The following is a 20,691-nucleotide window of genomic DNA, read 5'->3' as shown; positions in this document are numbered from 1 at the left end:
CCGCCTCCAAAGCCCGTTAGGCCGCACGTAATCACGATCGCATAGGCAGATCTTGGCATACTGACAAAATTGTTTGGCGACATTGTCAAACTACCTTAGTCATTGGCGTTCAATTGATACGAAATCTCGAGGCCTACCCGGTGAATCAAGTTTTTAGATCCATCGGCATCCTGGAATCCACCTAGTTCCTGGCCATCCGTATTCATAGTGCGGAATTCCCTTGTGGCTAGTAGTGCAAGTTTTAAACCGCCATCGACGATAGCTTGGTAGCCAGTCTCGCCTTGATAGCCGCTAAGACTCACCGTTTTGGAGCGCTGGCTACTGAATGCCGTCCATCGGGAACCGCGGCCGGCCCGCACACCGAGAAGCACGGCGGTGTCAGGCCCTGTCCCCAAAGCTAAGCTCAATGCCCCGCTAAGGAGATTTTGTGGTGATACACCACTGCGACCATGGTCCTTCTCGTACCGAGTATCGAAACTGAGACGGTGCCTTTGGTTCCAGGTATCAAACCCACTATTGATGGTGAGTTGACTGAAAACACTGTCGTATGCACCACCGAGCTCCGACGACCTAAGGTACCCACCAGTGCCACTTAGTTCCACTTGAGTAGTCGGACGCCAAGACAATGAGACTGCGCCGCCTTGATAGGGGTCTTTAGCACTTGGCCCCACATCATAAGACCCGCCGTGACCACTGATTAGCTCTCCGCGATCCTGGTCGCCCAAGAAGTAATAAAACTGCGCATTAAATGCTGGCTTTTGCAACTTGGGATTAGGCACGGCTGCCGTGGCAATGACAGTGGAACTGGAATGCCAATCAAGCAGCAATCCGGAAAACTTGGCCGGTAATATTACATCTAGTCCAAAGCCGAGGATCGGACGATAGGCCGATTTGTTGGGGCGAAATGCTTCAAACACACCTACCCCTGTAGTCAGGTTATCTGCCACTGGGAGATTTATTTGGTAGGCATCAATGACGCGGATTGTCGGCAAGGGTTTCATCCCGCTGTCGCCGCTTCGGGTATCAAACTCCCGGGGCACGAAATCAGCTCCGGACTCATCGCGTCGTGATAGGGAATCTGGCCGCAGCGTTAAGCGAAAGCTAATGCCTTGAGGAGTTTGCCAATCGAAAACGGCGCGTAGACGGCTTAGCCCGAGGGTGCGTGGATAAGCCCCAACTTGTGCGTCCAGCCCACCAGCGTCACCGACTGCCCCAATTAACTTGAGTCCCTGTAGTACATCCACGTAGGTAAGATCCGCATCCACACCATAACTGAGGGTCGTCGTCCTTGGTCGTTGCTCGGCAGCTAACTGTTCGACCGCCAAACCAAGATAGGATTGAAGCGACAGTCCAACGATCGCGAACCTGATGAGAACCACTGGCAGCACTCTTACTACTTGCGACCGCATGCTTCCTCCTCACTGGGACAAAAAGCGTCGGAAATTTGGCGACAACGCCAGAAATTTGACGCCCACTCTGCGTCAAAATAGTGACGCACATTTTGACGAAAAACCAAAAACCTTGAGTTAGTCCTGCAATGTTCAATAATGCCTAAAAGCTAAACTTTTGACACTGATATTGCATATACCCTCTCACCTAACCCTTGAGCCCCAACCGTCCGAAGAGAATAGGCAGCCTTCGCCTAGTGGCCGGCAAAAATTGGCACAGCTCTTGTATTGAAGGTCCCAAGAGGTCTTATGTCTAAAGCAGAAAAAAAAGAAGAAGCCAAGGCGGACAAGGCGGAGCTTTCCCCCGAAGAAGAAGCCGCCAAGAGCAAGAAGAAGAAGCTGTTGATCATGATTATCGGCGGTGTTCTGGCGCTCTTTGGCATCGGCGGTGGCGTGGGGTTCTTCCTCGCGAGTGGTAGTTCCGCCAAGGCCAAGTCTGAAAAATCCGACGAACACGCCGAGGGAGATGAAGGCGGCGAGCACGGCGAGAAGAAAGACGAGCACGGCGGTGGCCACGGTGAGAAAAAAGACGAGCACGGCGGTGGCCACGGCGAGAAGAAAGACGAGCACGGCGGCGGCCACGGCGAGAAGAAAGACGAGCACGGCGGCGGCCACGGTGAGAAAAAAGACGAGCACGGCGGCGGCCATGGTGAGAAAAAAGACGAGCACGGCGGCGGCCATGGTGAGAAAAAAGACGAGCACGGCGGCGGCCATGGTGAGAAAAAAGACGAGCACGGCGGTGGTGGCGGTCATGGTGGCGGCGGCGACGCCAAGGCCGCAGAGAAAATAGATCCAAAAACCACCAAAGTCGAAGGTGTAGATTTCGGCTGCACTGCCAACGTTCCACCATTCCACCTAAATCTTGGCAATCCGCTTGAAAATCACTACATGCGACTCGAGATTGCTGTTGAATATGATTGCGAGCCAATCACTCGCACCGAAATTGATAAAAGACTACCTCAGCTCCGCGATGTCGCTATTGCAGTAGTGAGTCGCAAAACACGTGAATTCCTACTAGGCCCTGACGGCAAGAATCAGCTTCGTAAAGAACTCTACGACCGCATCAATCAATACATGAACCACAAGATCGACGCCGTTTACATCACTGACATCCTCATCGAGTGACCCGCAACTAACAAAGGTATCCAATGAACCAGGTTCTATCCCAGAACGAGGTCGACGCCCTCCTGTCTGCGGTGTCGGACAACCGTGTCGACACCGAAGAGTCAGGAGCGCCGGAGGGCCAACAAGGCATCGTCCAGTACGATCTGGCAAACCAAGACCGGATCATTCGTGGGCGGATGCCGACACTTGATATCATTCATGACCGTTTTGTCCGCTTATTCCGCGTCACGCTGTCGAACGCCCTCCGCAAAATTGCGAATTTGAGCGTCAATTCAACGGGGCCTCTAAAATTCAGTGAATTCATGAACTCACTCCCTTTGCCCTCGTGCTTAAATATTCTACGCCTAGATCCGCTTCGTGGCGCCGCAGTACTAGTCATTGAATCTAAACTACTCTATGCCCTCGTCGACAGCTTCTTCGGAGGCAATGACGTCCCGTACACGAAAATCGAGGGTAAAGACTTTACGCAAATTGAAATTAAAATTGCCCGCCGCGTGGTCTTGGCCGCTATCGATGATTACGAGAAAGCCTGGGAGCCAGTTTACCCCCTTAAAGTCGGCTACAGCCGTACCGAAATAAATCCCCAATTTGTCGCCGTGGTACCGCCCTCCGACGTTGTCATCGCCACAACCTTTGACGTCGAACTGGAAAAGGTCTCGGGTACCATCAAAGTGGTCATCCCCTACGCGACTCTCGAACCGATAAAATCCAAATTATCGGTCGGCTTCCAAAGTGAGCAACTTGAGGTTGACTTTATTTGGATCAACCGCATTAAAGAACAAATCATGGGAACCGCTGCCAATATCAACGTCAAGCTTGGCGAAGCAGACATCACCATGCGTGACCTCATGGAACTACAGGCCGGAGATATCATCCAGCTAAATTCCGATGCCACTAATCCCCTCGATATCCTTGTCGAGGGCATTCCCAAATTCCGCGGCATCCCTGGCCTACTTAGAGGCAACCGAGCCCTACGTATTGTTGAATCGCTTTCAGAATAATCCATCGAAAAAATTGACCCGAGAAATTTCTGTCGAAGGAGACTCCCATGGCTAATGAGGGCAGCGTTAATCCGGAGGATTTCGGGCTAGGTGCCGATTTCGAGGAGGCGCTTTCTGAAGCAAGTGGAGAAGGCGGAAAAGCTGATACTGGCGGGACCTCTGGAGAGGAAGCCAGAGCTTCAAAGACCGATTTTTCGAAACTGAAAATGATCCTCGACATCCCTCTCAAAGTGTCCGTCGAGTTGGGCCGGACCAAAATGCTAGTCAACGACTTATTGCAGCTTGGCCAGGGATCCGTGATTGAGCTCGATAAAATCGCCGGTGAACCGATGGAAATTCTCATAAACGATAAATTAGTGGCTATGGGCGAAGTAGTCGTGGTCAACGAGAAATTTGGCGTCCGTCTTACGGATGTAGTTTCACAGTTTGGTCTCGGAGACGTTTCAGGCGCTGAAAAAGCTAGCTGATTTTTCGGAGGAGTAGCTCAGATGTTTAATCACAACCGCGCGAGGGCATTGCTCGCTGGATTTGCGCTGAATCTATTGACCACGATCGGATCTGCTAAAGATCAAGTGCCGACTCAAGACTCAGCTACTAGTGGTACGGAACCTCTTACACTTGGCACGATTGATGGTGAAGAAGACGGTAGTCTTTCTACAATTAACATCCGCCTGAACCATGAGCCGACTTGGTCCAAGCTTGGACCCGTGCAGGATCATGGGTCGTTTTTGCAATTGATATTGCCAGGGACGTTAGTCCCAGAACCGGGGAAATTTTTTGACACCGAGACTAAAGTCATCCCCAAAGTTGCTGCCGTCCAATTGACCCCGAGTGATGCCGGGTTACGCTTTTTTGTCGAGAAAGACGCGGCGACAGTGAAGCAAGCGCTTGAGACGGAAACCCTAGGCAATCGCATTGTCCTAACCATTGATCACAACAAGCTACAAGAGGCAAATGCAAATGCATTGGCTTCGTTCCCTGACAAGAGAAAAATAGATGTTGTCGGACCACCGCAGTTATCAGAAACCACCGCTGAACAGGTAATTGCGTCCACGCAGGTCACACATGACGAACCTGCACCAAGCGAGCGCCTAAAAGCCGAGATTAAAGAACGTCAGGCCGTTGGCCATAGTGGCTTCGACTTCCAATCGAAACTCACTCAAGTTTCGGCGTTTTCGGCTGTCATGTTTGCCCTGTTGATCGCTGTCAAAATGATGCGGCCATTCCGACGCCGTCGTAAATCTGGGGCAGACGAATTTCTTGACGATGGTCCCGTCACAATCAAAACCCTCGCCTCACTCAATCTAGCCGCACGTCAGAAAGTATCGCTGTTGCAGGTGGGCGGTGAGAAAATTTTGATTGGCGTCACCCCTGAGAATGTATCGTTTTTAACAACCATTGGAACATCCTCCACAAATAATCACAGGGCTCCCGTTCAAAAACCCGTGCCGCCACCGATGATCCAGGCCACAAAAGACTTTGCCACGCAACTTTCCGAGTCGAGTGACGCAATTCCGATGAAACTCGCGCCGGCACCTGCAAAAAAGCCGGTGGCTGAGACTAAACTGTCTACGCCCAATCCAGGGGTACCTGCGGTGGGATCACGGGTAAACATAGCCATAAGTGAAGAAGGTATCCAAACGGTGGCGGCACCGAAGGCGAGAGCAGCTACAAACAAACCAAGCGTCAAGCCCACCGCTTCTTCCTCTTCCCCGTCCGCTCCTCAAGAAGCTATTGACGACGTCACACGTATGATCCGCGAAAAACTCAAAACTCTTCGGAGTATTTGATGACATCCTCTATGAGACAGTGCGCCTTGGTCATATTTCTGCTCAGCGTTGTGCTGGGCTTCTGTATTCCCTGCCAAGCATTTGCTGCAGATGGTAAGATACCAACGATCGGAATCGACCTAAAGGAAACCGATGATCCTACGGACCTAGTTCCGGCGATGAAAATTGTGGCTATTTTGACGATCTTGTCAGTAGCTCCAGCAATTATGTTAATGATGACATCGTTTACCCGTATTCTCGTAATCCTCAGTTTCGTACGACAAGCTCTTGGAACCAGCTCGATGCCACCCAATCAGGTCATTGTCGGACTCTCCCTTTTTCTCACAGCATTTACCATGTCACCTGTAATCGAGCATATCAAAGACAAGGCCTACACCCCCTACGTTGAAAAGAAAATCAAACAAGATGAGGCATTCGACGAGCTGTTAAAGCCGGTTCGCAACTTCATGTTGGCACAGACCCATGAGACCGATTTAGCTATGTTCTTCAATATCGCGAAAAAACCCAAACCTCGCAATTCGAGTGACGTTTCGATGACAACGCTTATGCCAGCATTCATGGTCAGTGAGCTGAAGACAGCTTTTCAAATTGGCTTCCTAGTCTACATCCCATTTCTAATCATTGACATGGTGGTCTCCTCGATTCTGATGGCCATGGGGATGATGATGTTGCCACCAACCGTGGTGTCTCTCCCGTTTAAATTAGTACTTTTTGTCCTCGTAGATGGGTGGACCTTAATCGTCGAAAACATTGTTAAAAGTTTCAACGTGTAGAGGTCAAATCACATGACAGATCAGACCGTAATTGACTTAGGCGCAAGAGCCGTCATGGTAGCGATGCAAATCTCGGCTCCCGTGCTCATAGCGGCACTTGTCACCGGTGTCGCTATCTCAGTCGTCCAGGCCGCCACCCAAATACAAGAGCAGACACTCTCCTTCGTCCCTAAAATACTCATGATTACACTGGCTCTTATGGTTTGCGGGCCCTGGATCATCCAGATCATGACGGCATTCACAACCGACATTTTCAACGGGATTCCGGGAGTAAATCGCTAAACTATGCAAGCGTTGCCGAATCCAAATCAGTTACTAATTGGTGCGCTGGCCTTTCTTCGCATCGGCGCCATTCTATTTGCGCTACCAATGATCGGGGATTCTCCTACGCCTATCCGAGTCAGAGTTTTACTTGCCTTAGCTATCACTATAGGTATTTACGGGGTTATCCCGCCGCAGTGGCCACCTAACCTGAATGCGGATGTACTGGTTGTGAGCTCCTACGTGCTACGCGAGGTTCTTGTTGGGCTTACCATTGGCTTCTGTGCACGGATCGCATTTGACGGCATGATGATGGCTGCGGCAGTAGTTGCCTATCAAATGGGATTTGGAACGGCCAATCTATATTTGCCCGATTATAACGAGAAGATGGACGGCTTCTCGGCCATGCATCGCATGCTCATCATGCTAATTTTTTTATCTCTCGACTTACACCAAATATTCTTCACAGCAATTGCAGACACATTCCTTTTGATTCCAGGCGGAGCCGCAAACTTCACAGGTACGTCCGCCAACATCATCGTCAAACTAACTGGAGGCATACTAACCATCGCTATCGAATTAGCTGCTCCGATTCTAGTCGCATTACTCTTTACGATGGCTGCATTGGGACTGGTCGCGCGCGCTGTCCCCAATATGAATGCATTCACCATGAGTTTCCCGCTTAGTTTCACAGTTGGGCTGGTCATCTACGTCGCTACGCTCCCACTTTTTCCCAACTGGATGGGCACTCACTTTGACGAAGTTAAGGGTCAAATTCACAGTGCAATCCTCGGCTTGACTACAACCCACACCCATCCCTGATTCCAGTTTTATAACCACCACTAAGTTAGGCGCAATGAACGATGGCTGACGAAGGCGCCAGTTCCGAAGACCGCACTGAAGAGGCCACGCCGGAGCGACGAGACGAGTTCCGCGAGCGTGGCCAGGTTGTGATGTCACGAGAGTTGACGTCGGTCTTTATTTTGGTGGCTTGCGTCATTGCAATTGGTGGTGCTGCCCCAAGCTATCTCAAAGCGCTGTCAAGAATGATGACCGCGAGCTTTGAATCTTTGGCCACAAGGCGGATCGACGGCAACAACATTATAGCTTTTAGTAACGACAATTGGATGATTCTGCTTAAGCTAATTATCCCGCTTTTTCTTATAACTTCCACCGTTGCAGTTGCACTGACATTAGCTCAAACACGCCTAAACTGGTCTTGGGAACGGGTAACTCCCGACTTTTCCAGATTGGAGCCGTTCTCTGGCATAGCCCGGATGTTCACTTTTCAGACTGTACTCGAGCTTCTAAAAAACATTGCGAAGATGATCGCAGTAGCTACTGTCGCTTACCTGATTCTACGGAGCGAATGGGTCCGCGTGCCAGAGCTTATGAATTACCCAATGAATTCAACCTGGAATTATTGGGGCGGCATCACGAAAATGCTCTTTTGGGCGGTCGCCGGCTTTCTGCTCATTATTGCTGGCGTTGACTACCTTTGGAACTTCTTCAGCATTGAGCGCAAGATGAAGATGACCAAGCAGGAGGTCAAGGAAGACTTCAAACGCCGCGAGGTTGATCAAAACGTCAAAGCAAAAATGCGACGTATGCAGCGCGATTTTGCCGCACGCAAAACCATAGCCGTGACAAAAACTGCGACCGTACTGATCACTAACCCGACTCACTATGCTATCGCTTTGCGATACGAGATGGGTGATCGAGCGCCGATTCTTCTCGCCAAAGGCGTCGATTTTCTAGCTCTCAATATGCGTGAAGCCGCAAAAGAATCGCAAATCCCTATCATCGAGAATCGTCCTTTAGCTAGAGAGCTCTACGCCACGGTTAAAGAGGGCGAGGAGATTCCGGATAAGTTTTACAAGACCGTGGCAGAGATCATCCGTTACGTATTCCGCCTCAAGGGTCGGTCCATTCCAAAGAAGAGAGGGGTAAATGGCGCAAACAGCTAAAACCCAAATTGTAGAGACGGGCGCTGGCGGTAATGTCTTCTTGACGGCGCTCAGGAGTACGGACGTACAATTCGCGCTCGGCGTCGTGGCCATTATCCTTATGATGGTGGTACCGCTACCGCCTTTCATGCTCGACCTCTTGATGTCCGTTTCCATCACAGTGTCACTCATGATTTTGCTGATATCAATTTATGTCAAAGAACCGCTGGAATTTAGCACATTCCCGACACTCCTACTTTTAACCACTCTCTTCAGACTCGCCCTTAACGTGGCAACGACGCGAAGTGTGTTACTTAACGGTGCCAATGGTAACGTCAGTGAGGTTGTTCAAGCCTTCGGCGAGTTTGTTGTTGGCGGTAATTACTTTGTCGGTTTCGTAATCTTTGTCATTCTTGTCATCATTAACTTCATAGTTATCACCAAAGGTGCCGGTAGGGTTGCCGAGGTTGGCGCCCGGTTCACTTTGGATGCTATGCCAGGTAAGCAGATGGCAATTGACGCCGAGCTAAATGCAGGGCTCATCGATCGCGATGAGGCCAAAAGGCGTCGTTCGAAAATTGAACATGAAGCCGATTTCTACGGTGCGATGGACGGTGCGAGTAAGTTCGTCCGTGGCGATGCTATCGCTGGACTTATCATCACTGGTATTAATATCATTGTCGGTCTGATCCTTGGCGTCGTTCAATATAAGCTCAGTTTTGCGGACGCGGCGCAAAAATTCACCTTACTAACCGTTGGTGACGGGCTGGTTTCACAGATTCCAGCGCTCGTGATATCCACGGCCTCTGGTATCGTGGTGACCCGTGCGAGTGGTGGCACAGACCTCAGCGAAGAGCTCTCAAGTCAGCTCTTTGTACACCCAAAAGCTATGTATGTGTGTTCTGCCTTATTGGCCGTCATGGCACTGATTCCAGGTATGCCTTTTTTACCGTTCTCCATCCTTTCTGCCGGCTTTGTCATGCTTGGTCGCTACGCATCGAGCGAAATCGTGCGTCGCGACACCCTGAAACTTGCCGCCGCTGATGAGAAGATAAAACCTGAGGGTAAGGGTGACGCCGTAGTTGAACTCCTGCATCTCGACACGTTAACGCTTGAGGTAGGTGTCGAATTGGTGCCTTTAGTCGACACGCAACAAGATGGCGAGGTCCTTGAGCGTATTGTTTCGGCGCGCAAGCAATTCGCACAAGACATCGGCATCATCGTCCCCATGGTGATGATTAGGGATAACATTCAGTTACGGCCTGACGAGTATCAGATCATGTTGAAGGGTAACATGATTGGTCAGGGTAAACTGATGGCACGACGGTTCCTAGCGATGGACCCCGGTGACGTCATGGAACCGATCGATGGTCATCGGACCAAGGAACCAGCTTATGGTCTCGACGCTATCTGGATCACTCCAAGTCAGCGTGATGAAGCCACGTTCCGCGGGTATACAGTCGTCAATAGCGCGACAGTGATTGTGACGCATTTAACCAAGCTGATTCAGGATCACGCCCACGAACTTATTGGCCGACAAGAGGTGCATTCCCTGATTGAGCGTCTTAAGCGTGAAAATGAGAAGGTGGTTGAGGAGGTCGTAGCAACGGATAGGCTCACGCTTGGTGACGTCGTTAAGGTTCTGCAAAATCTTCTTGCCGAAAATGTCAGCATTCGGGATTTATTGTCTATTTTCGAAAGCCTTGCCGATCACTGCAAAATCGTGCGCAATCCTGACGCGTTGACAAGACATGTGCGCAAGTCGCTGGGTCGTGGTATCATCAAAAAGTACGTAACTCCGGACGGCCAGCTGATTATTACCTCCCTTGACCGCGCTGTCGAAGACCTTCTGGTAGCAGGACTTCAGTATCAGGAAGACGGCAGCACCTCACTCAATGTCGAGCCAGAAATCGCCCAACGCCTTCTCAACAGTATTGCCGAATGCATGCGTCATTTTGAATCAACTGGAACTCAGCCTATTCTTGTTTGTGGTTCGCGCATCCGCTGGGACTTACGTAAATTAGTCCAACGTTTTATTCCGGGCCTGGTAGTTCTCGCATTTGACGAAATACCCAGCGATATTCAGTCAAAAAATATCGGTACCGTATCTCTCTAATCTCGTCTTCGACCCACCAATCCCAAGCTACCTATCCTTGATTAGCCCCACCGTTTCTGGAGCCCACCCGGATGGATGTAAAGACTTTCGAAGCGTTTTCGATGAAGGACGCCATCAAAGCGGTCAAGCGCGAACTCGGCACTGACGCCGTCATACTTTCCACGCGGGAGAGACCAGCGCCGGGTGGAAAAGGCCTCGTCTACGAAATCACAGCAGCAACAGCTGGTAGCACCAAAAAAGGCGCTTCCAGTCGCTACGCACCGGATACACCTTCAACCAGCGACATTGGGATTGAGCATCTCCAGGCTAGACTTTCCGCATTAGTTGATACGGCTGCCACCAAAGTGCAAGTCCAAGCAATAGAGGCCGGTCTACAGGAGCTTAAGATACTTGTCACCGAGGCCCTTCGCACTAAGGAGGGGTCTTCCATTCATGATTTGCCTAAGGAAATGGTGCCACTTGAACGACAGCTCCGCTTGATGGGCGTTAGCGATCTGAGTACCGCCGAGTTAGTAAAACACTTGCGAGCACTTCCGCCTCCAGAGGCGCAGGATGGCGAGAGCTATTTCCGCGATCAAGCCATTCGCTGGATGATGAAACGTATCAAGATTGCACCACGCTGGTCCGTTATGACCGGATCTACATCCTATCAGGCAATTATCGGTGCTTCCGGTGTGGGCAAGACTTCGGTCACCGCTAAGCTAGCAGCTATGTATGCTCTGAAGGAAAAGCATCAAGTGGTAGTTGCATCCCTCGATCATCAGCGTCTGGCAGCCACAGAGCAGATGCGAATATTCTGCAAAATAATTGGATTGCCGTTTGTAGCGGCCTCTACTCCGGAGGACCTTCTCAAGATCCCAGAAACTCACAAAGAAGTGGAGCTGGTGCTCATTGATACTGCTGGTGTAAGTCCAAAAAATCCCATGGCCATTACCGCGCTTTCAGAAATCAAGGCTAAAGGGATTCCAATCGACTTTCATCTGTGTGTAGCAGCAACGTCTAAAGAATCTCAGGTTGAACAGGAGATTCGCGCCTTTCTAAATCTCGGCATCAACAGTCTCATCTTCAGCAAGTTAGATGAAAGTTGGGCGTTTGGTGAGATTTTCAACGCCTCTCGCAAGTGGTCGATACCGCTTAGTTTCTTTTCCATCGGCCAACAAATCCCAGACGACATCGAACGATCCACGCGGGAGCGGGTGATCGAGCGTATCTTTGGCCTGTAACGGAGGTCTCGTGTCTAAAGTACGGTCAATTCAGGGAGGTGCTAAGGCACCTAAGGTTATTGCAGTCACCAGCGGTAAAGGTGGCGTTGGCAAAACTTTAAGCACAGTACACCTGGCTGTTGCGGCGCAGCGGATGGGCCACTCGGTGCTAATTTTGGACGGCGACATGGGACTAGCTAACGTCGACGTTGTGCTAGGACTGCAGGCTCGCTACAATATAAGAGATGTTTTAGACGGGCATGTGTCCCTGCAAGATATTATCCTCACCGGGCCTCTCGGTATCGATGTCATCCCCTCTGGCTCAGGCATCGCCAGCCTTACAAATCTCAGTTACGTCCAACAACAGCAAATCATCGATCAAATTCCAAGTATAAACAAAACTTACGATATTCTATTCATTGATACTGGAGCAGGAATCGCTAGCAATGTAACTCACTTCTGCTCAATAGCTGACCAAGTCCTTGTTGTGACCACACCAGAGCCTCATGCCCTTACCGACGCGTATGCCTTGATCAAAGTTCTAGCCGAATCTCACGGTGTAAAGAGACCGCATTTGATGATCAACCAAACCAGAATAGAGAGTGAAGGACTAAAGTCCGCCTCGAGGATCACCGAAGTAGCAATGCGATTCCTTAACGTACAAGTTTCTTATGCTGGCCATGTACCCCTGGATCCCCAGGTAACCAGGTCGGTCATGCAGCGACGCGCTGCTTCGGAACAGTCGACTTACACGATATCTGGTCAAGCCTGGTCGCAGATAGCGCGGAAATTGCTGGGAATGTCCGCACCCAACCAACACGCTGATGCTCAAGATTTTTGGCGTAGCCTGCTCAGGCAGGAGCCGGTTCGAGTGGAAGGAGCGAAATGAAAGGCCTTGTCAAACGCTATAAGCAGGACACCCAAGGGGTTGATGGCAAGCTACGTGACCAGCTGATCATGGACTACGCTCCATTGATAAGGTTCGTGGCCCAACGCATTGCCGCGCGCCTGCCGTCGAACATCGACATTGACGATCTCATTAGCGCTGGTGTGATCGGCCTCATGGACGCTATCCAGAAGTACGACCCTAGTCGCGACAATAAATTCAAGACCTACGCAGAATTTAGGATCAGGGGTGCCATTTTAGATGAGCTGCGCTCGCAAGACTGGGTGCCACGCAGCGTCAGGGATAAGGCCAAAAAAATCGAACGCACATACCAAGAGCTCGAACAACGATTTGGCAGGGCAGTTAGTGATTCAGAAGTGTCGGCTCAGCTGGGAATGAGCCTCGATGGTTACCACGGTATGGTCGCCAAGGTCAAAGCGGTGACGATGCTCTCTATCGATGAGCTAGCTGGTCCCAATCAACACGATCGTAAAAGCCTACTGGAATGTCTTGAGAACGTCGGATCGAAAAACCCGTTTACTCAGCTCAAAAGCAAGGGTGTGCGGCAGCTCCTCATAAAAAATATCGAAGAGCTTCCAGAGAAGCAAAAGTTAGTCTTATCGCTCTACTACTACGAAGATCTAAACTTGAAGGAAATCGGCAAAATTCTCGAGGTAACGGAATCACGCGTCAGTCAGCTACACACCCAAGCGGTGACTAAACTTAGGGCTAAATTGAAGAATCTTCTTATCGACTGAGTGGGTCATCTGAGGAGACAGGAGCAGCTATGGCTGTCGGCGATCGTAACATGAAAATCCTGGTAGTCGACGACTTCCCGACCATGCGGCGGATCGTCAAAACCCTATTTAAACAACTTGGCTACGAGAATTTCATTGAGGCCGAGGACGGCGCAAAGGCACTGGAAACCCTGCGCAGTGTACCCGGCATTGAATTTATTTGCTCCGATTGGAACATGCCCAATATGACCGGTCTGGATTTTCTCAAAGCCGTACGGGCTGACCCAAAGTTTCAGCACTTACCTTTTTTGATGATTACTGCGGAGGCAGAGAAGCAAAACATCGTGGACGCTGTACAGGCAGGTGTTAGCAACTACGTCGTCAAGCCGTTTACCGGACAGACACTACAGGACAAGCTAGCAAAGATCTTTCAGGCTCATAACGCTAAGAAACAGGCGAGCTAGAGGAGTCTCCACCTATGGCAGATCAGAACAGTTACCCCCTCGACCCAACGGCCGTAGTGACGACCAATCCAACCCCAGAAGCCCCAGTCGATGGAGCAGAGCAGGAAGCTGCAAATGATGGGTTCGACGAAGACCTCATTAAAAAATATCCGCGCTCTAACCGTAAAGTAGTGGTCGACGTGAAACCTTACGGACTAGTCGAAGACAACGGGGAACAGAAGGCCCAGACACTTCACATAAGTCCGCACGGCATAGAATTTCAGGGCACTCATGAGTACGCCCAGGGCACACTCCTTAAAATTCATATTTCCCTGCCAGACTACTGGAACCGTAAGCAGCGATTAGTGGAATATAGACGTGTCGACACCCCCGGCACCTTTAAAGTGTTAGCTAAAGTCGTCAAATCAACAGACGTCGGTAAGCGCGGTAAGAAGAAACTGGTTCTAGTCCAAATGGTCAACATGGATGAAGTTGACGAACAAGTTCTCAAGTCATACCTCCAGGACGGCTAAATGACGAGCATACTGATCGCAGCACTGATCTTTTTAGATCTAGGTTTAATGGTGGCGGTTTATACCCTGAGCCGACGCCGGGAAACCCACTTAGAGCTTGTGGCTGAATTGACCGAGGAGCGTCGCTTACTAGCCGATCTCCGGAACACGGTTCAGGAAGAACTTGAAGCGGCTCAGGCCAAGGCACGTTCGACCCTTGATAAGGCGGTCAAGTTGGCAACCGAGGCCGAACAAGAGGTGAAGTCGGGAGCCCACACGATCGCTAAAGAGATGGAGCAAGTGGTTAGCGATCTTACAGAGCGGTTTGCGGACCCACTCAAAGAACTGTCAAGAAAACAGACCTACCTAGAGTCGATGCTGCGGCGCGTCGAGGATCAGAAGACAAGTCTACAGAATCTACTTGCTCGCGGCGAAAAGATTTGTCGCCTTCTGGACAGCCGCGTTCCGCTCGAGGATGTGATCGCCGAAATCGAAGACAAAAAATATGCCGATGCCAGGTTGCTCCTGGCTCGCGGTCGTTCTCCGGCTGCTGTCGCCACCGAGCTTGGCATGAGTGAGACCGAGGTGCGACTCGTTGCGGGTCTCACTGGCTCCGTGGCGACTGCCTGATAACCTAGGAGTAGCCACCTGAGGTGCTCGCAAAGAATTGCGCGATAAGGCCATATAACTCCTTGGGTCGCTCAGCCAACAAGAGATGACCGGTATCAGGTATGAGCTCTAGCTTGGCGCCTTTGATCGCGCTCGCTAGTTCATAGGCAGCGGCAACCGGAATAACTTGATCGTCCTCGCCGTGGATGACCAGGGTTGGCGCCTTGATGCGCGGCGCCAGATTTACAAGGTCAAGCCCCGCCATGGCTTGCCGCTGAGCGTTACTGCGGGCGGCGAAATCCCCGTCCGCCACCGACTTGGCGATTTGCTTGGCCATGCTGCGAATAAGCAGTTCGTTTCGCTTGGCAAAGTCCGCGGTGAAATAGGGCTTCAGCTTTGCCTCGCAAAGCTCGGGGTCTGCAGTCCACGGTGCCTCGTCACGCTGGATGTGGGCTTGATTCATCGCGGTGGACACGAGGACCAAGGCAGCTACGCGGGCAGCTCTTTCAACCGCCAGGATCTGGGCCAAGAAACCGCCCATAGAGATACCCAGGACGCGTGTGCGCGAGATGGCCTCAGCCTCCCACACGGCACCAATGTCAGCGACCATGTCGGCGATCGTAAAGGCCGCCGATGTTTTTGTCAGGCCTGCCCCGCGGTTATCGACAGCAAGAACACGCCAGCCTCTCTCTACCAGATAACGCCCACAGAGCTTAAAGTCCGTAAGTGACCGATTATGGCCGTTAATCAGAGTGACCCATTGGCCTTGGTCGCCCCAAACCTCATAGTTCAACTCGACTCCTGGACGGTACAGCTGCGGCATGTCTACCTCCGGTCATGGCGTTCTTTACCTGTCTTACCACAGCAAATCATGTTTGGCGGCTGGTACCTAAGACCCCAGCGAGACGCGATTTTTTTTCATAAGAAAAAAAGATTCTGCCTCAACTCTTGCCCCCATTTAGTTTTCAGTTACATTCGGGGTCTGGTGAATCGCCTGGTCCCCAAGGGGTCTAGGCTACACTATAGATAGTGGTTGACGCTTCAAGGCGGCACTAGATATGCTGGTTATAGAGCTGTTCGCCCTGTCTAATTCGAGGCATACGTCAGTTCCCCATGGGGTCCTAAAGTGGGCTCTGCGGGGAGCCTCAGTATCCCTTTGACTTTGGATGCACCGGACAGTCCCAAGTCCCGGTCCCATCAGTTCCTTTCATGGAGGTCCCGATGTCACAACACAGCCCAATTACTGCCCCCGCCACTGCGACTGACAGGCGTGCAGCACTAGTTCAAAAGCCGGCCCAAGCTGGCGCCGTCGACCCGACCATCCGGGTGCGCAAGCGCGATGGCCACCTAGAAACGGTCGACCCCTTACAAATCGTTTTGAAGGTCGCCCGAGCCGCCGAGGGTCTTCCCAACATCGATCCTCAGCTTGTGGCTGAAAAGGCGATCCGCGGCCTTTACGACGGCGTTTGTACCACCGAGCTCGACTCCTTGCTCATCAGCAACGCCGCTATGCTCATCGCCGAGGAGCCGGAATACTCTAAGCTGGCCGCACGTCTCCTCGACGTTTATATCGCCAAGGAGGTCTATATCGTTCGTGGTATTGAGTCATTTTACGACTCAATCATGGCCGGTTACCGCGCTGGCATCATCTCGCCGTCGACCTATGAATTTGTCTGCCGCCATGCACACACGCTGAACACCGCGATTCAACGCAAAAATTCAAATCATTTCGAGTACTTTGGTCTCAGGACTGTTTATGATCGCTATCTCCTCCGCGATCCATTGAGTCGCCATGTGATCGAAACACCGCAGTACTTCTTTATGCGGGTAGCCTGCGGCCTTTCGACGAACGTCGACGAGGCCATCGGGTTTTACAATCTTATTTCGTCGTTTGAGTATATGCCGTCCACACCGACGCTTTTCAACTCGGGTACGGCACACCAACAGATGAGCTCCTGTTATCTCCTCGACAGCCCTGCCGATGATCTCGGCTCCATTTACGATAAGTACCGAGACGTCGCCATGCTGTCGAAATTTGCCGGCGGCATTGGCCTTGCTTATCACCGTGTCCGCTCTCGTGGATCTCTCATACGCGGCACCAACGGTAAATCCAACGGCATCGTTCCCTTCTTAAAAACACTCGACTCTTCCGTAGCAGCAGTCAACCAGGGCGGAAAGCGCAAGGGCGCCGCTTGCATCTACCTTGAGACGTGGCATGCCGACATCATGGACTTCCTGCAGCTCCGCAATAATACGGGTGACGAGGCGCAGAGAACTCACAATCTCAACCTTGCAAACTGGATTCCTGACCTGTTCATGAAGCGTCTTAAAACGGACCGCGTTTGGTCGCTGTTTGATCCTTGTGACGTTCCCCACCTAACAGATCTTTACGGCCACGAATTTGAGGCTGCTTACGAGGCCGCTGAGGCGTCGGGACTCGCCAAAAAGCAGGTCAAAACGCGTGAGCTCTACGCCCTGATGATGAAGACTTTGGCGCAGACGGGCAACGGCTGGATCACGTTTAAAGACGCTTCAAATCTCAAGTCCAACCAGACTGGGGTCGGCGAAAACGTCATTCATCTATCTAACCTCTGCACAGAGATCCTGGAAGTTACGTCTGCACAAGAGACAGCTGTATGTAACCTCGGCTCCCTTAACCTCGCTCGGTACGTCAACAATGGCGCCGTCAACTTCGACAAACTGGCGCAAAATGTCCAGCTTGCCGTCAGATACCTCGATCGGGTGGTTGACATCAACTTCTACCCAATCGCGCAAGCCGAAGCATCCAACCATCGTTGGCGTCCCGTAGGCCTCGGCGTCATGGGCCTCCAAGATGTATTCTTCAGGCTCGGCCTGCCTTTTGACGCACCTGAGGCGCGCGCGATTTCCGCTAAGATCCAAGAAGTCATCTACTTTAATGCCCTGAAGACCAGCTGTGAACTTGCTCGCGAGCAAGGAGCGCACAGTAATTTCGCCGAAACCCGGGCTGCAAAAGGAGATCTGCAATTCGATCTTTGGGGTGTCACACCGACACTGCCCGAGTGGGACGAACTAAAAGCCCAAATCCGCGAGTATGGTCTCCGCAATTCACTGTTAGTCGCCGTAGCGCCTACCGCCACGATTGCCTCGATTGTCGGATCGTACGAATGCATTGAGCCCCAGATTTCCAATCAATTTAAGCGTGAAACCCTGTCAGGTGAGTTTCTGCAGATCAATTCCTATTTGGTTGATGATCTCCGCAAGCTCGGACTTTGGAACAAGTCGATCCGCGCCAAGATAAAGCTTAACGAGGGGTCAATTCAGAACATCGAAGAGATTCCAGACGACATTAAGCAGATTTACCGGACCGTATGGGAGGTCCCGATGCGTTCCTTAATCGACATGGCTGCCGAGCGCGGACCGTACATCGATCAGAGTCAGTCCCTGAACCTCTTCATGGAGAACCCAACGATCGGCAAACTCTCGTCCATGTATGCTTATGCATGGGAGAGGGGGCTCAAAACAACCTATTACCTAAGATCCCGTGCTGCGACCAAGATCGAAAAAACCACCGTCAGTAACTACACGGAAACGGAAGCGATTGCTTGCTCGCTCGAAAACCCCGAAGCCTGTGAGGCCTGCCAATGATGCTACTAGATCCAGGTTTAAACCTGACATTACGCCCAATGCGCTATCCCATGTTTTACGAGATGTATCGTAATGCCATCAAGAACACATGGACGGTTGATGAGGTCGACTTCTCGATGGATATTGGCGATCTCCAGCGAATGCCGCCGTCCGAGCGACATCTGATTCATCGTCTTGTAGCGTTCTTTGCTACTGGTGACTCCATCGTGGCCAATAACCTGGTGCTTAATCTCTATAAGCACATCAATTCGCCCGAAGCGCGTATGTATCTTTCGCGGCAGCTGTACGAGGAGGCTCTTCACGTCCAGTTCTACTTAACATTGCTCGATACTTACCTAGAGGACGACAAGGACCGCGCCGCCGCTTTTGCTGCCATCGAGAACATCCCATCGATCAAGCAAAAGGGCGCATTCTGCATGAAGTGGATGGATTCCGTCCACAAGCTCGATCGCCTAGAAACTAAAGAGCATCGCCGACAGTTTTTACTTAACTTGATCTGCTTTGCCGCATGTATCGAGGGACTATTCTTCTTCGCAGCCTTTGCCTACGTCTATTTCCTACGCTCTAAAGGGTTATTGCATGGGCTGGCTGGCGGCACCAACTGGGTGTTCCGTGATGAAAGCTGCCACATGAACTTCGCCTTCAGCGTGATCAAGCAAGTCCGCAAAGAAGAGCCAGATCTATTCGATGCGGAGATGAATCGCCAAGTGGTCACGATGATTGACGAGGCCATTGAGTGCGAAATGGTATTTGCCGAAGATGTGCTCTCACAAGGAGTTGCTGGCCTCTCGACACGCGATATGAGGCAGTACCTTCAGTATGTGGCCGATCAACGGCTCGCCGCGTTACTCATCCCGCCAGTATATAACGCACGCAATCCCTTCAGCTTCCTAGAACTGCAGGATGTGCAAGAGCTGGCTAACTTCTTCGAGCGTCGCGTATCCTCCTACCAAGTGGGCGTTTCGGGAGATGTCGCGTTCAATGAGGACTTCTGATTTCCAGGTAGTGTACAAGAATTAACAACGCTGAGCTGAAGTAGTAACAACACGCTACTTCAGCTTTTTGCTTTTTACTTCGGGTAAATGGAACTCAAAAGTACCTACTTAGCTAGGGTCAGACCGTCCACAATTTCGACAACCAGCAGCTACGCCATTTATGCAACCTCCGCTCGCGATAACGACCGAAAAAACTCAAAAATTACCGTGATATAGGGAGTCGCACTCCGGAGCTTTCCACACCGTGGTACAGCGGTTGCAGATAGGAACACAAGACTTCGGTATAAACGAAGTTAATAATTCAAGTTCCCGTTCTCGCTCCAAACCCAAGTCACAATGTCGTGGCCGGTACTAAACTCCCCGTGGAAAGGAAAGTGTCATGAAAGCAGTAAAACTAATCGCAACAGCCCTCACCATCAGTGCAACACTCGCTTGTGGCGCCGTCAAGAAGGAGACGGCGACCATACCTGCAAAAGATACTAAACTGGACGAACTTAGTCTGACCGTTTCGACTCTAGATCTTGGGTGTAGCTTTGAAGCCATCACGGCCCAAATAGCTGACGATACACCAAGCTCAGAGCTCGATGACAAATTGGTGCGCACACTCGGTGCATGCGACAAAGCTCGGGAGTACTATGCGATACTCCTTAGCAAATATGACTCTGATCGCAATGGTGACCTTAGCTCAAGTGAGCTGACCAGCGTTGCATGGGCTTACAAACAAGCTCAAGAATTAGAAGTCGATCAAAACGCAGATGGCGTGATGGCCGACGACGAGATTGAGCTGTGGCGTGGCAAAAATCTGAAGTCACGAAGTGACAAGGCACAGTCGGGATTTAAAGCGGCTTGTGAAAAGCTCAATAAAGATCAAGCATCCTGTCGCGGACTTTACACTGACAGCTGCCTCCGACGATCAGGAAGAGGGCTCGATGATGACAAAGGGCGATCTGGCAAATCAAAATTGGATGATATTCAACGCGACCTTGCCGAAGACAAAAACCAACCTTACAAACACGAGGACCAGCACTCAACTGACCCCGTCATCAAAGTTCCAGTAAAGGTAAAGGTTGATGTCGACGTAGACGTTACGAAGTGCGTTGAGTACATCGACTTTGACTACGGCTACAAAGGCAACGAATGCAAGTCTGGCTGCAAGCCAACCCACTAAGTTCACCTTGATTAGGTCGAACAAAATACGGCCAGGATCCAAGGCAATTTGG

General features: G+C 51.2%; 20 protein-coding genes. 18 read left to right on the top strand and 2 right to left on the bottom strand.

Annotated elements, in window-relative coordinates; genetic code table 11:
• Window positions 1-95 precede the first annotated feature (95 nt).
• Window positions 96-1,409 (bottom strand): hypothetical protein, encoded by a 1,314-nt coding sequence (locus tag FJ146_00230; GenBank protein MBM4250380.1) that lies wholly within the window; start codon window positions 1,407-1,409, stop codon window positions 96-98.
• A gap of 288 nt (window positions 1,410-1,697) precedes the next feature.
• Between FJ146_00230 and FJ146_00225 the strand changes: the two genes are divergently transcribed.
• The 15 genes from FJ146_00225 (at window position 1,698) to FJ146_00155 (ending at window position 14,870) form a co-directional block, all read left to right on the top strand.
• Complete coding sequence (locus FJ146_00225) at window positions 1,698-2,573, top strand: flagellar basal body-associated FliL family protein (protein ID MBM4250379.1); 876 nt, start codon at window positions 1,698-1,700, stop codon at window positions 2,571-2,573.
• Window positions 2,574-2,596: 23 nt separating this feature from the next.
• Complete coding sequence (fliM, locus tag FJ146_00220) at window positions 2,597-3,574, top strand: flagellar motor switch protein FliM (protein ID MBM4250378.1); 978 nt, start codon at window positions 2,597-2,599, stop codon at window positions 3,572-3,574.
• A gap of 206 nt (window positions 3,575-3,780) precedes the next feature.
• On the top strand, window positions 3,781-4,041 hold the full coding sequence (gene fliN, locus FJ146_00215; protein ID MBM4250377.1) for a flagellar motor switch protein FliN: 261 nt from the start codon (window positions 3,781-3,783) through the stop codon (window positions 4,039-4,041).
• 21 nt (window positions 4,042-4,062) lie between these two features.
• On the top strand, window positions 4,063-5,364 hold the full coding sequence (locus tag FJ146_00210) for a flagellar biosynthetic protein FliO (protein MBM4250376.1): 1,302 nt from the start codon (window positions 4,063-4,065) through the stop codon (window positions 5,362-5,364).
• Between the two features lie 11 nt (window positions 5,365-5,375).
• Window positions 5,376-6,137, top strand: a complete 762-nt coding sequence (fliP, locus tag FJ146_00205; protein MBM4250375.1) for a flagellar type III secretion system pore protein FliP — start codon at window positions 5,376-5,378, stop codon at window positions 6,135-6,137.
• A gap of 12 nt (window positions 6,138-6,149) precedes the next feature.
• Window positions 6,150-6,419, top strand: a complete 270-nt coding sequence (fliQ, locus tag FJ146_00200) for a flagellar biosynthesis protein FliQ (protein MBM4250374.1) — start codon at window positions 6,150-6,152, stop codon at window positions 6,417-6,419.
• A gap of 3 nt (window positions 6,420-6,422) precedes the next feature.
• A complete protein-coding gene (locus FJ146_00195; GenBank protein ID MBM4250373.1) occupies window positions 6,423-7,220 on the top strand; it encodes a flagellar biosynthetic protein FliR in 798 nt (265 codons plus the stop codon).
• 41 nt (window positions 7,221-7,261) lie between these two features.
• On the top strand, window positions 7,262-8,365 hold the full coding sequence (locus FJ146_00190) for an EscU/YscU/HrcU family type III secretion system export apparatus switch protein (GenBank protein MBM4250372.1): 1,104 nt from the start codon (window positions 7,262-7,264) through the stop codon (window positions 8,363-8,365).
• Complete coding sequence (gene flhA / locus FJ146_00185; GenBank protein MBM4250371.1) at window positions 8,349-10,460, top strand: flagellar biosynthesis protein FlhA; 2,112 nt, start codon at window positions 8,349-8,351, stop codon at window positions 10,458-10,460. Before FJ146_00190 ends, flhA begins: the two co-directional genes overlap by 17 nt.
• 71 nt (window positions 10,461-10,531) lie before the next feature.
• Window positions 10,532-11,683, top strand: a complete 1,152-nt coding sequence (locus FJ146_00180) for a hypothetical protein (GenBank protein MBM4250370.1) — start codon at window positions 10,532-10,534, stop codon at window positions 11,681-11,683.
• Window positions 11,673-12,551, top strand: coding sequence for a MinD/ParA family protein (locus tag FJ146_00175; GenBank protein ID MBM4250369.1), 879 nt, complete (start codon window positions 11,673-11,675; stop codon window positions 12,549-12,551). Before FJ146_00180 ends, FJ146_00175 begins: the two co-directional genes overlap by 11 nt.
• Window positions 12,548-13,306 carry a FliA/WhiG family RNA polymerase sigma factor gene (locus FJ146_00170; GenBank protein MBM4250368.1) on the top strand — a complete coding sequence of 253 codons (759 nt, stop codon included), beginning with the start codon at window positions 12,548-12,550 and terminating at the stop codon, window positions 13,304-13,306. The genes FJ146_00175 and FJ146_00170 overlap by 4 nt, the downstream gene beginning before the upstream one ends.
• Before the next feature lie 50 nt (window positions 13,307-13,356).
• Window positions 13,357-13,749 (top strand): response regulator, encoded by a 393-nt coding sequence (locus tag FJ146_00165; GenBank protein MBM4250367.1) that lies wholly within the window; start codon window positions 13,357-13,359, stop codon window positions 13,747-13,749.
• A 14-nt stretch (window positions 13,750-13,763) separates the two neighbouring features.
• Window positions 13,764-14,261, top strand: coding sequence for a PilZ domain-containing protein (locus tag FJ146_00160; protein ID MBM4250366.1), 498 nt, complete (start codon window positions 13,764-13,766; stop codon window positions 14,259-14,261).
• Window positions 14,262-14,870 carry a hypothetical protein gene (locus tag FJ146_00155; protein MBM4250365.1) on the top strand — a complete coding sequence of 203 codons (609 nt, stop codon included), beginning with the start codon at window positions 14,262-14,264 and terminating at the stop codon, window positions 14,868-14,870.
• A 4-nt stretch (window positions 14,871-14,874) separates the two neighbouring features.
• Here FJ146_00155 and FJ146_00150 read toward each other — a convergent pair whose 3' ends face one another.
• Window positions 14,875-15,672, bottom strand: a complete 798-nt coding sequence (locus tag FJ146_00150) for an alpha/beta hydrolase (protein MBM4250364.1) — start codon at window positions 15,670-15,672, stop codon at window positions 14,875-14,877.
• 398 nt (window positions 15,673-16,070) lie between these two features.
• On the opposite strand from FJ146_00150, the gene FJ146_00145 reads away from it, so the two are divergent.
• The 3 genes from FJ146_00145 (at window position 16,071) to FJ146_00135 (ending at window position 20,639) form a co-directional block, all read left to right on the top strand.
• The gene (locus tag FJ146_00145) at window positions 16,071-18,476 is read left to right on the top strand and encodes a ribonucleoside-diphosphate reductase subunit alpha (protein MBM4250363.1); all 2,406 of its coding nucleotides are present in this window, start codon (window positions 16,071-16,073) and stop codon (window positions 18,474-18,476) included.
• Window positions 18,476-19,471, top strand: a complete 996-nt coding sequence (locus FJ146_00140) for a ribonucleotide-diphosphate reductase subunit beta (protein MBM4250362.1) — start codon at window positions 18,476-18,478, stop codon at window positions 19,469-19,471. Before FJ146_00145 ends, FJ146_00140 begins: the two co-directional genes overlap by 1 nt.
• A gap of 379 nt (window positions 19,472-19,850) precedes the next feature.
• A complete protein-coding gene (locus tag FJ146_00135) occupies window positions 19,851-20,639 on the top strand; it encodes a hypothetical protein (GenBank protein MBM4250361.1) in 789 nt (262 codons plus the stop codon).
• Window positions 20,640-20,691 lie beyond the last annotated feature (52 nt).

The organism is Deltaproteobacteria bacterium (genome assembly GCA_016874735.1).
Taxonomy (GTDB): domain Bacteria; phylum Bdellovibrionota_B; class Oligoflexia; order Oligoflexales; family CAIYRB01; genus CAIYRB01.
Note: the sequence above shows the minus strand (reverse complement) of the source record. Positions and strands in the feature narration are given on the sequence as shown.